This is a genomic window from Nocardia sp. NPDC050793 (assembly GCF_040654065.1).
Lineage (GTDB): Bacteria > Actinomycetota > Actinomycetes > Mycobacteriales > Mycobacteriaceae > Nocardia.
The window spans coordinates 153,108-166,025 of record NZ_JBFAHG010000009.1 but is presented as its reverse complement, the minus strand read 5'-3'; the positions used below and the strand labels follow the sequence as shown (position 1 = coordinate 166,025).

The window sequence follows — 12,918 nt, the reverse complement described above, 5'->3', positions numbered from 1 at the left end:
CCGGGTGGCGGGCACGATCGAATCGAATGCCAGGCTGCACCCCTCGTCGGGAGCGTCGGGGTCGCGCAGGGGGCGCGGTCGGCCACCGAGGTCCGGGAGCACGAAGCTGTAGTGCCCGTCCAGGCCGAGGTGGGCGCGGATGAACGCCGACAGCCGCGCCACATCATCGTCGAGAACCGGATAGCCCTGTTCGCGCAGGGTCGTTGCACGCCCCGGTGATCACGTCGTGGTCGACCTTGCGGGCGTCCAACAGATTCGCCGGCAGCCTCGTCGTCGGTCGTGCGGTCAGCAGCTCGGCCAGCGTCTTCGTTGCCGCCAGGACGGCCGCGCCGTCGGGTGTCGCGCCGAAGACCACCTTCGCCATCATCAACGGCAGGAACGGTTTGACGGTTCTCAGCTTGCCTGCCAGCTCGGCCAGGCGCTGCCTGGCCAGCTCGGCGTCTCCGGCCGGCACCAGCTCCTCGATCGCCTCAACCGCGTGACGCAGCTCCGATTGCGTGACGGTCTTCTCGATGATGTCGCACACCATGCCGAGGCCGACGTGGGAGTTGATCTCGACCATTTCCAACAGCACCTTCACCGCCGAGGCGAGCTTTCGGGCGTTGCGTGACACGCGGGGATAGCGGCGCAGCTTCTCCTCTTTGGACTGTCGCTCGGCCTTGCCCAGCAGTCCGCCGGTCATCAGCAGGTTGAACACTTCCAGTACGTCGTCGACCGCCCGCGCCAGCATCGCCTTGGCCGTCGCCGCCAGCACCGCGATCTGCTTCTCGCGCGGTTTCAGCCGCTGCTGCCTGGGCCCTAGTGATCACCAGTTCCGCGTCCGCGTCGTCGCCGTACTCCGCGCTTACCTACCCGAGGGACGGAAACAGCGGCCTGCTGCAGGTGTGGGGCTTCCACGAGGCGAGATCATCTGCCGCCGGGTCACGCGGTGAAATCCCAGCAGACATTCATCGAAGAGGCTGCGGCGAGTGCCCTGTCCACAGCCCTGGCTACCCTACTACAGGAATCTCTTCTAGGAAAAGAACTACATGGCGCCGGATTTTATGTGTCTCACCTGCCGAAATATCGGATCTGTGTCCGTGAGGTATGCGTGGGGAGTCCGCAGGTTATGCGTGCGCTCCAGGGAAAACAGTGATCGGCGGGTCCGCAGGATATGCGTGGATAACTCGGGTCGGCGGCACAACCGCACATCTGAGTTGTGGATAACGTCGGGTAAATATGCGTGGATAGCTCCGCGCCTTCACCGTCCGCGTCTTATGCGGACTGATCTGGCGGTTTGTCACGCATACCCCGCGGACGGTCCGACGACCACTCCCATGATGACCTGCGGTTGCCTGTTCGCGTGGAGCCCTTGAGCGGGCGCGCGGGCGCATATCTAACGGACGAAGGTTATCCACCGTCCGCGAGATATGCGCGGGGAGCGTGTAGGTGTCCGCAAGCTATGCGTGCGGTGTCCGCCAGATATGCATGCACCAGCCGGGCAATCGTCTAGTGACGATGAGGCCATGTCCGCGAGATATGCGTGATCGTCTGGGATTGCCGCCTCGACCAGTGGCTGTCCGCAGGCCATGCGCGGTGATTCGTGCAGCGTCCGCGAGCTATGCGTGCAGTCTGGCGTTGCGTACGCGGCTTTGCGCTATTCAGCCCTGCTGCGGCTCTCTGCTGAGAGCTCGGTCCAGAGCGGGTCCCTAAGTTTATGCGTCGCGGCCGCTGCCGTGGAACGGCCGACAGGTCTTGCGATCTTCCCGGCGTCGCGCGCATACCGTGCTGACATGGCGAGCGCGCTGACGTGGCGATGTCCGCATGTTATGCGCGAAAGAGATCGAGTCCGATGATCCTGTGATGTCCTACCGGCGACCCGCCACACTGGTGACAAGAGCCGAACGTCGCAGAGCGCGCATGCGCTTGCCCGCCCGCGCGCCCCGCTCGCCGCCGATCTACCACAAGCTTCGTGATGTAGTTCGCCGAGCGCGCGATGTGGCGTCTGGGTATCGGCCCCGATTCGCCGGGGTCCCACGTCTGGGAACATGTTCGGACTTGGACCCGACCGCACGAATAGCCTGTGTCCCGGAAGCTTGCAGTGACCCTCGATATGCCTGTGGGCTTCCAGCTAAGTGGGTTTCACCTTCATATCCAGGGAGCTCGTCGATGGTCGATCCGGGGGTTGTTCCGATTGCGATCGTTGGCATGGGGTGTCGGTTCCCCGGGGGAATCGCCTCTCCACAAGCGCTGTGGGCGTTTCTCTTGTCGGCTGGGTCAGCGGTCGGCTCGATTCCGCTGGAACGCTGGGACAATAGTCGATTTCATGATCCCGAGATGGCGCGACCCGGCACGATGTACATGCAGCACCTCGCTGCGCTGGACAGCATCGATTTGTTCGATTCATCATTTTTCGGGATCGCCTCGGCCGAGGCAGATCGCATGGATCCGCAGCAGCGGCTGCTGCTCCAGGCGTCCTGGGAGGCGTTCGAGGACGCCGGTATTGCACCGGACAGCTTGCGTGGCTCCCAGACAGGTGTGTTCACAGGGGTAAGCCTCACCGACTACTACGAGATCCAGAAACGGGATCCCGCCGCAATCAACTCGTTCACCAATGCCGGTGGTGCGCTGAGCATTGCCGCCAACCGGCTGTCGTATTTCTACGACTTCCATGGTCCGAGCCTGAGTTTGGATACGGCCTGTTCCTCCTCGCTCATGGCCGTGCATCTGGCCTGCGAGAGCCTACGGCGCGGGGAGAGTTCGTTGGCTGTGGCGGCCGGTGCCAACATCATTCTTCGTCCAGAGAGCAGCATTGGGTTCTGTCAAGCGGGGATGATCTCCCGGCAGGGCCTCAGTCGCGCTTTCGACACCAGCGCGGACGGTTTCGTGCGTGGTGAAGGCATCGGTGTGCTGGTCTTGCAGCCGTTGGACCACGCAGTGGCACAGCGGCGCAGAATCTACGCGGTCCTTCGCGCGAGCGGCACGAACCAGGATGGACGGACATCGAACCTGCACTTTCCGAGTGTGGATGCACAGAAGGCTCTGCTGGCTGAGATCTACGAACATGCCGGGGTGGAACCGGCAGACGTGTCCGCCATAGAAGCACACGGAACCGGCACCCTGGCCGGAGATCGGGTCGAATGCCAGGCACTCGGCGAGGTTCTGGGTATGCGGCGCTGTGCACCGCTGCCGATCGGGTCGGTGAAGGGCAATCTCGGACATACCGAGGCCGTATCCGGTCTCGCAGGTTTGATGAAAGCGGCGCTGTCCCTGCATCATCGTCGCCTGCCCGCGCACCAGCACTTCGTGCGGCCACATCCCGATCTGACGTTGGAGGCATGGGGGCTTCGGGTTCCGCAACAGACCGAGCCGCTACCGGCTCGTACTGAACCGCATGTGATCGGAGTCAACAGTTTCGGCTTCGGCGGCAGCAACGTGCATGTGATCGTGGAGGAGGCTCCACCTCGATCCGTTCGTGCGACCGAGCCGGGGCCGCTCTTGCTGCCGTTGTCTGCGAAAACGCCAGCTGCACTTCAAGCATTGGCCATCGGGTATCACGAGATGCTGGCTACGACGGATGTGAGCGTTCACGATGTGTGCTTCAGCGCTGCTGTCCATCGAGCACACCATCGGTATCGAATCGGTTGTGTGGCGCGCGATCGGACTGGGTTGCTGGAGGCCCTTCGTGCCGTCGGAACCGGGGACCGCGAGTTCGGTCGCGCGCCCGAGCAACCTCTTTCTCTGGTCATGGTTTTCACCGGGAACGGGCCCCAGTGGTGGGGGATGGGCCGGCAACTGCGTGAGTTCCATCCGGTGTTCGCGAGGACGCTTCAACGATGCGACGAGTTGCTATCGGCAATGGCCGACTGGTCGTTGCTTGACGAGCTGGCCGAACCCGAGGAGACCTCGAGATTGCGGCTCCGCACCGATATTGGGCAATGTGCGCTGTTCGCAGTCCAGGCAGCGCTGTTCGAGTGCTACCGCGAGTGGGGTATCGAGCCGACCACCGTAGTAGGGCACAGTGCTGGTGAGATTGCCGCGTTCTATGCGGCGGGTGTCTATTCTCTTGCAGACGCGGTGAGTATCGCGTATCACCGCAGTCGGTTGCAGGAGACCACCAACGGGTCCGGCGCGACGATCGCAGTGGGCATCTCCGATGAACGCGCCCGCCACGACCTCGAGGACGCTGGTCTGAGCGCCCGCCTGGCGGTGGCCGCGATCAACGCCCCGGACGCCGTCACCCTCGCTGGCGAGGCCAGTGTGCTCGATTCGTTCGTCGACCGGTATCGAACGGAAGGGGTGTTCGTCCGGTCTCTCGGTCTGCCCTACGGGTTTCACAGCGCGCTGATGGATCCGCTACGCGAACCGCTGCTGCTCGCATTGGCCCATCTGCGCCCCCATCCGCCGCGGATCCGATGTGTCTCGACTGTGCTCGGCCGCGCCTTGATGGCAGGCGAAGGAGACGCCGCCTATTGGTGGCGCAACACTCGCGAGACCGTGCGTTTCGCTGACGCGATGCGATTGATCATGGCCGAGGGACCCGCAGTGTTCCTCGAGATCGGTCCTCATCCCGCGTTGCGGTCCTACCTGCATTCGTGCGATTGCCGCGGGGACCAGGTCGTGCTCGGTTCGTTGCGTCGTGACCGGCCCGAGCACGAATCACTGCTTGCCTCCCTGGCGGACCTGTATCGGCTCGGCATCCCTGTGGACTGGGGTTCGGTCCAGCATGGCAATTTCGTTTCCGTACCAACCTATCCGTGGCAGCTCACCAGGCACTGGAAGACGCCACGACGTGAGCAAAGGTGGGTGGATCGCGTCCAAGTACATCCAGTGCTCGGTGCTCGGTTGCCCGCGGCCTGCCCGATGTGGGAACAATCGCTGGATGAGCCTGGGTTGTCGTATTTCGCGGATCATCGTGTGGGATCGGCCACCGTGGTGCCGGGAGCGGCCCTGCTGGAGGGCGTTCTCGCGCTTTCGCGCGAGATACACGGTGACAAGCCCTGCACGGTAACGAATCTCGTGTTCCATCAGGCGCTAGTGTTGGATTGCTCTCGCGTACTTCAGACGCGGTACTCGCCCGAAGACGGTGTGGTGCGGTTCAGCAGTCGGCCTGTCACGGGCGAGACGTGGGTCCTGCACGCCTCCGCGCGCCTGGATCTCGGTGCGAGCACGTCGTGTCAGGCAGCACCGGAGCAGCTGCGCGGCCAATGCTCGGCGAGGGTCGACTGCGACGCAATCTACACGCGCTACGCCGAGCTCGGCCTGGCATACGGTCCGGCCTTCGTTCGGCTGGACCATCTTTCGCATGGCGCCGGGGCGGCTGTGGGCGAGGTGTGCGCCGACGGACTCGACATCGCCGGGTACCTCCTGCACCCCGCGCTGCTCGACGGCGCATTCCAAATGATTCTCGTCGGATTTCTCGACGGGGACCCTGTGGCACACCTGCCGGCGTGCATCGAGTCGTTCCGCTACTACCCCCCGCCCGACCCGGTCACCCGAGTATGTGTGGGGTTGCGCTTGTCGCGGATAGGGATTCGAGGGCTCACCGCGGAACTGACACTCGCGACACCCCAGGGCACAATTCTCGCAGAGGCCGAAATCCACACCAACAAGGTCGATCTCGTCGGTGCCGGGCACGCGTCGAGATGGCTGGACTGGATGTACACCGAGGAGTGGGTTCCCGCACCGATCGATGAGTCGGCGCCCGTGCCGGAGATCGCCGCACTCCACGACGGGCTGCTTCGGCAGCGGAGACGACTGGCCGACGAGTGTTCGCTCGAACGCTACTACCGGACCGACCTGCCGCTGAGCGAACGGTTGGCGCTGTTGTTCACCCTCGATGCCCTCCGGAAGTTGGGCGCCTCCGGTGAGGTCGGCGCAGTGTGGCGCCCCGAGCAGATGACCGCCGAACTAGGGATCCTGCCCAGACATCGTGAACTGGTGTCCGTGTGGTGTGAGTACCTGCACGATGCGGGGTACACCGACGCGGACGGTGTGGTGCGCCAACCGCTTCCCGCCGACCCCACCGGCGCTCTGCTTGCACAGGCGCTGCGGGACTGCCCCGGATCCCAGACGGAGCTGTTGCTGATCGCGCGATGCGGTGAACACCTGGCTGGCATGCTGGCCGGAGATATCGACCCCGCCAGCCTCCTGTTCTCCGGCGAGCACGTACGAGACCTGGGAGACCTCTACGAGGCTGGCGTGACCGAGCGCATGAGCAATCGGATGGCACAAACACTGCTCGAGCAAGTGCTGGCATCTCTACCTGAGGGCCATGACCTTTCGGTGCTCGAGCTAGGCGCGGGCACCGGCGGCACCAGCACCTACCTGCTGCCGCTGCTGACCGATCGGCCCGTTCGCTATGTCTTCAGCGACGTCTCACCGTTGTTCCTCGACCGGGCGCGGAGCAAGTACAAAGACATCGCGACGGTCGAATACCGCCTGTGTGACCTGGAACTGCCGTTGACCGACCAGGGTTACCAGCCAGGGGAGTTCGATCTGATCGTCGCGCCGCACGTACTGCACGCCACGGCGGATCTGCGTTCGAGTCTGCAGCGCATACGTGAACTGCTGGCCGACAGAGGAGTTTTGTGCCTGCTGGAGCCATCGCAGACGATGCGCTGGCAGATGCTGTTGATCTTCGGCACGCTGAAAAGTTACTGGGCACGGAAAGATACAGACCTGCGTCCGCGTCAACCGCTACTGTCAGCGGACGAATGGCGCGATCTCCTGCGCTCCTCGGGCTTCGCCACGATCGTCGACCTCAGCGGCGACGAGCTTCCAGAACCCCCGCACACCGTGATGGTCGCCCAGCACCGCAGCGACAACCACAAGCCGCGGCCGACTCCGCCCTCGGCCTTGATCGTGCCGGACTCGACGGGTCTCGCCGAGCGCCTCCACGAGCGATTGCCTGACAGCCAAGTGCAGCGTGGGCTCGATGTATTGCCAACTAGCGCACAGCATCTCATCTGCCTCTGTGCCTATGACGACGTGACTGATGGCGACAGCGCTGCCGCGCTCCTGGAGGCGGCGCGACGAATACACCAACGGCTTGTGACGCTGCTTCAGCAGCCCTGGAAGGAGCCGCCGCGCCTGACCGTGGTCACGGCGGGAGCCTTCCACGGACCCGGCGACACCCGCGGCACGCGACTCACGCACGCGATGGTCGCTGGCTTGGTTCGGACTGCGATTTCCGAATGCCCCGAATTACGTCCCCGGATCATCGACATCGGACCGCCCGTCGATTCTGCCAGTGTGCCGGCCTATGCAGAGGACGACCTCCGCACCCTGGTCGCGACTCTCGTCGACGACAATGCAGACGGCGAGCTCATCGTGCGTGACGGGCACCGATACCGCAATCAGGTGACCAAGCTCCACGCCATCCCACAAGCGTCCACCGAGTCGGCACTGTTCGGCGACACACTGCACTACGAATTGGTGGCAGAGCAGACCGGCGCCTTGGACTCATTGCGCCTGCACGCGCGACCAGACCGTTCCCTTCGACCAGACGAGGTGGAGATCGATGTTGTGGCGGCCGGGCTGAACTACCACGACCTGGCACTTCTTATGGGAACTCTGCCCGAGGCGGAGTCCGCACGCGGACACATGGTGCTTGGCGTGGAGTGTGCTGGTCGAGTGCGAGCGGTTGGCTCGGCCGTGCGCAGATTCCGGCCCGGCGACGAAGTCCTCGCCTGTGGTGAAGTGACCTGCCTGGCATCGCGCGTCGCGCTCTGCGAAGACCTCGTGGTGCCCAAACCGCCGACACTGAGTTTCGAGGAGGCCGCCGGGGCCGGACTCTCTTATCTCACTGGCTGGTACGGTCTGCACCAGCTCGCGCGACTGGAGGCTGGGGAGCGGATCCTCATCCACAATGCCAGCGGCGGTACGGGCCTCGCGGCGGTAAATCTGGCACGCTGGCAAGGCGCCGAAATCTTCGCGACCGCCGGCACCGAAGACAAGCGCGCCTACCTGCGGGCTCTCGGTGTCAGGCACGTCTACGACTCGCGCACACTCGATTTCGCGACGGCGATTCGTGATGAGACGAACGGCGAAGGCATCGATGTCGTCTACAGCGCCCTCGGGGGCGACTGCGCGCGCGAAAGCCTGGGATTGCTACGGCGTTTCGGTCGCTACATCGATCTCGGCAAGAAGGATATGCTCGACAACCAGTCGATGCCGATGGCTTCGTTCCGCTCGGCAGTTAGCTATCACGCGGTGGATATTGCCAAGCTCACCAGCTTTCGACCGCGGGTAGTGCGGGATTTGTACACCGCGTTGATGCCGCTGCTTGCCGCACGTGAACTTCCGGCGCTGCCGATCCGGCTGTACGAGCTGACCCAGATCGGCCAAGCCTTCCGGACCATGCAACGTGCTGGACATATTGGGAAACTCGTTGTCTCACTGCGGAACCCATGGTCCCGGGTGCAGCTGCCACCGAGCACATCGATGTGGAGCTGCCATCCGGGCGGCACCTACCTTGTCGCTGGAGGGGTGCGTGGTTTCGGATTGGCCACTGCGCGCTGGCTGGCCGAGCGCGGGGCAGGCCACCTCGTGCTGTGCAGCCGCAGCGGCATGCCGGACGCCGACACCGTAGACATACTGACCGAGATCCGGGCCATGGGGGCGGTGGTCGAGCTGCACGCTCTCGACATCACCGAGCGAGCTCAGGTCGACAACCTCGTTCACGGCCTGCGTGCAGCGGGTCGGAATCTGCGTGGTGTTGTGCACGCCGCAATGGTGCTCGACGACACACCGTTGCTAGCCATGGATGAGCAGACGTGGCTTCGAGTGCTCGCCCCCAAGATGCTCGGCGCATGGAACCTACACCAGGCCACGCAAGAATACGACTTGGACCTCTTCCTGCTCTACTCCTCCGCCAGCGCGCTGCTCGGCAGCGCCGGCCAAGCGAACTACGTCGCGGCAAACACCTTCCTCGACGCACTCGCGGCCTACCGACGTGCACGTGACCTACCGGCAACCAGCGTGCGCTGGGGCGCGATTGCTGGCAGCGGGCACGTTGCCCGGCACCCCGAGATGCTGCGCTACCTCCACGGGCTGGGCATGGGGGACACCCTACCCGCGCAGAACTGGGCGTGCCTGGAACACGCACTGCAACAGGACCTGCCCACGCTGGCCCTGCTCGACATGTATTGGCCCACCTACGCGTCACAGCTCGTCTCACCTGCTGCGCGAGCGCGGTTCGCGCGTCTGTCGGCAACGGGTGAGCTGCCACAAGTAGGTTGGGACAGCGACGAGGAATACACGGACAGACCTAGCACCACATTCGTTTCCGTACTCCGCGGCTTGTGCGATATCGGCGTCGCGGAGGTGCACGACGACCTGACCCTGACGGAGTTGGGTATCGATTCGCTACTGGCGACCGAACTGTCGGTGCAGGTGAAGAAGCAGCTCGGCGTTGACCTGCCGGTCATGTCGTTGCTCAACTGCGAAACTCTCGCCGACATCCGGCACCTGATCGAGCGTTGAGTGAGGAGTGCCGCTCTTTGGCGCACGACCTCTTCGCGTACCCCTCTTGCTTGACGCTGTTGCGAGCTGGCGGGCGTGCCTCGGACCGATCAGTCCTGTACACCGCATTACCGTGACCTCCTAGATGCTCGCCGATCCTGGGCGGGCCTTGCTGAGCCTGACGGATCCCCGCAGCCAAGTGACTCGACTGGAAACGCAAGCTGGCTGAGCCGGTAACGTTGGAGGTGCCCAGCCTGGTTGGAGCACACGGCGGGTAGATGCTGAGAACCGACTGCATACATCCGCACGACTGTTCCAGCACCTGTGCGCCCTGAAGGTATTCCCATCCATGGGAACTGGCGGGAATCCTGCCAGGCTTGGGCCATGCCACGTCCCAAACGCACTCCGTTGGATATCGTGCGCGCTGCTGCCGAGGTGTGGGATGGTGAGCAGGAGGTCGGGTACCTGGCTCGTGTGTTCACTCAGACGTCGCTGCCGTATCGCGATCCGGGGGATGTCCGGGCGTGGGGTCGCCGCAACGGTGATCTGTCGCTGACGGTTCAGCCCGGGATGACCACCGACGACAACAACAAGCCCGTGTCCATCGGCTACCCCTACGGAACGATGCCGCGGTTGATCCTGACGTTCCTGTCGACCGAGGCGGTGCGCACGGGTTCGCCGGATATCGTGCTGGGCGAGAGCCTCACCGACTTCATGGGTGCGATGGGGTTGACCGCGACCGGGGGCAAGAACGGTTCGCTGACCCGAATGCGCACCCAGTCGCATCGGCTGTTCAACGCCACACTGACCATCGAATACAAAGGCGACGCCAACCGCCGCATCGGCGCGAAACTGCATGTGGCCAGCGCCTACAACATCTGGTGCGGCACCGAGGAGCAGCCGTCGCCGTTCTCTTCCACGGTGCGGCTCAGTGACGAGTTTTACCGTGAGGTCACCGCGCACCCAGTCCCACTGGACATGAACGCCATCAAAGCACTGGGCGGGTCGGCATTGCGTCTGGACATCTACGCCTGGCTGACCTATCGCATGTTCTCGGTCAAACGCACCACGACAGTGCCATGGGAGTCGTTGATGGTGCAGTTCGGTTCGGCCGCAGACACTTCCGACCGTCGCCGACGTCATCAGTTTCGCCGCGACTTCACTGATGCGCTCAAGCAGGTGTTGGTGGTCTATCCACAGGCCAACGTCGACACCACCGATACTGGGGTCGTCCTTCGCCCGGGCCTGACTCATGTCCCGATCTCGCCTGGTCTCCGGGCGCTTGCTCGGGTCTGAGGCGTGCCTGCCCAGATGCTGATCCACTGCCCCGATTGCAGCGGGGAGCAGGCGGTGTCTCAGTTCTGGCCGACGTGGTCGACGATTGGAGTCGGCAACTCACCGACGGCATTGTCCAGGCGTCGCGCAAGGACCTGATCGAGTAGTTCGGCCACCGCGCAGGTCGTGACCAAGTATGGCGGCCGGCGCCGCCGCGCCGCCCGCTGTTCCGGAGTGGTTGTCCGGGTTCGCTCACAGGGACATATGAGAGCTCTTTCCCGCAGCGACGATCCGCCTCGCTCTCGACGGCGTGTGTCTCGCCCTGGCCGAGCAACTGTTCGGAGCGGCGCGCAGTGTACCCGACACGGTGGTGGTGTCGGTGTCCTCAAGCATCAGCGGAGGGGGTCATGATGGGTGGCTTTGCGGCTGGCGGCCGTACCGGCAACACCGAACACACCGCCGCATTGTGCTGATCCGCCTCGTTGGTGCCGACCTGCGAGATCCGCGCGATCCCTGGGCTGTCGGTGGTTGTCACTGGCTGCGCCACGGGCGCGGTGCCAGGCTGCTGGGCACAGGTGAACCCCCTTGACGCCGAAATGGCCCCGCCTCGGCGGGTGCTGGTGCAGGGGGCCAGTTCAAGCAGGTCGTGGTGGTCTATGCGCAGGCCAACGTCGACACCACCGACGCTGGCGTCGTACTGCGCCCGGGCCTACCACACATCCCTATCTCTCCTGGCTTCCGGGCCTTGGCCCGCGTCTGAATCCCTATCGATAGCACCCTTTTCACTGGCATATGGGCGCCGAAGCCATGCGATCACGCCTTGGTCGGGCGTCGGGAACTCAGTTCGAGTTCCACCTTTCTGCGAGGCCTCAGCGCTACGGAGGGAATCGGTGCGTAGGGGCCGGACGAATGCAACGAGATTCGGAATCGGGTGAGCATCGAGGCGATCAGCAACGAGGCTTCGATGAAGAAGAGGTGCTTGCCGAGGCACTGGTGTGGGCCGCCTCCGAAGGGGAAGTAGGCGTAGCGGTGTCGGGCTCCTGCGCGGTCGGGATGGAACCGTTCCGGATCGAACTGTTGGGGTTTCGCCCATACGGTGGGTAGACGGTGGGTGACGTAGGGGCTGAGAACCACGCGGGCACCACGGTCCAGGTGGACACCATTGATGTCGACGGGATGCCCGACACTGCGGGGCAGCACCCAGGCAGCCGGGTACAAGCGCAACACCTCCTCGAGGACCATCCGTGTGTAGCGGAGTTCAGGGAGATGATCGGGCCTGGCAGGGCCTGGGCCGACGACCGAGTCGACTTCGGCTTGAAGCCGTTCAGCTACCTGTGGATGCGCGTGCAGTAGCGGCCACAACCACGTCAGTGTTACCGCAGTTGTCTCCACCGAAGCGCTGTGTGTGCTGACCAGGTCGTTGCGGATTTGGCGTATCTCGGCATTCGTCTCTTGCGAACGGGCACGACAGATGGTGGAGATCACGTCGCTACCCGCGTTGGACTGTTCAACGGCTGCCCGTACCAGGGGCATCACGACATCGTCTACTTCGGAGACTGCTCGTCGGGTCGCACGGTCTCCGGGTAGCGGAACCCACGAAGGCACGGAGGGAAGCAGTATTCGCGAGGTGATCGAGGAGGTGAATCGTGTATAGGCGGGCAGCAGCCGGTCGGTGTCGTGGCGACTCAAGGCACCACCGAAGAGGATCGTGACGACGATGCGATCGATCACCCGCGTGAATTCGGTGTTGGCGTCGAACAGCGTGCCGGTCTTCACGAATCGCGCGTCGATCTGGTCAAGCCAGCTGTCGATAACGTCCGGTATGAGCACTGACAGGGAATCCAGATGGCGAGTCGTGAACAACGGTTGGAGCATCGCTCGGCTGGCCCGCCACGGATCTCCCTCGCTGAGGATTCCGGGACCAACAAGCCGGCGCAGCTGCTGCCACATCGCTCCTTCTCGGGGGAACGCCTGCCATTGTGTACGCAGCACCTGCTGCACATGCTCGGGCTCGGTGATCAGATGAATCTGGCCGGGTCCGAAAGCGATACGCACAATTTGTCCTGGTGCGGCGCTCGCCAGCCTTTTCAGGCCTTCGGCTGGGTTGGGGGTCAGCGTCCATAACGCTCGCGGCGCTCGAACCGTGTGCGCTGCCCGGGTTCCCATGATCTTTCCCCTCTGTGCAAATGAGCTTCAGGG

The 12,918-nt window shown here is 64.0% G+C and carries 4 protein-coding genes; 2 read left to right on the top strand and 2 right to left on the bottom strand.

Annotation, left to right across the window (positions count from 1 at the left end):
- Positions 1 to 163 precede the first annotated feature (163 nt).
- On the bottom strand, positions 164 to 754 hold the full coding sequence (locus AB0H50_RS27610; protein ID WP_357457983.1) for a hypothetical protein: 591 nt from the start codon (positions 752 to 754) through the stop codon (positions 164 to 166).
- Positions 755 to 2,148: 1,394 nt separating this feature from the next.
- Here AB0H50_RS27610 and AB0H50_RS27605 point away from each other — a divergent pair.
- Complete coding sequence (locus AB0H50_RS27605) at positions 2,149 to 9,465, top strand: SDR family NAD(P)-dependent oxidoreductase (protein WP_357457980.1); 7,317 nt, start codon at positions 2,149 to 2,151, stop codon at positions 9,463 to 9,465.
- A 396-nt stretch (positions 9,466 to 9,861) separates the two neighbouring features.
- Positions 9,862 to 10,740, top strand: coding sequence for a replication protein RepA (locus tag AB0H50_RS27600; RefSeq protein WP_357458345.1), 879 nt, complete (start codon positions 9,862 to 9,864; stop codon positions 10,738 to 10,740).
- Positions 10,741 to 11,532: 792 nt separating this feature from the next.
- On the opposite strand, the gene AB0H50_RS27595 is transcribed toward AB0H50_RS27600, so the two are convergent.
- Positions 11,533 to 12,885: a cytochrome P450 gene (locus AB0H50_RS27595; RefSeq protein WP_357457977.1), complete on the bottom strand. Its 1,353-nt coding sequence runs from the start codon at positions 12,883 to 12,885 to the stop codon at positions 11,533 to 11,535.
- Positions 12,886 to 12,918 lie beyond the last annotated feature (33 nt).

Coding starts and splice junctions, on each gene's coding strand:
- AB0H50_RS27595 (WP_357457977.1), bottom strand. CDS start 12,885: ATGGGAACCCGGGCAGCGCACACGGTTCGAGCGCCGCGAGCGTTATGG.
- AB0H50_RS27605 (WP_357457980.1), top strand. CDS start 2,149: ATGGTCGATCCGGGGGTTGTTCCGATTGCGATCGTTGGCATGGGGTGT.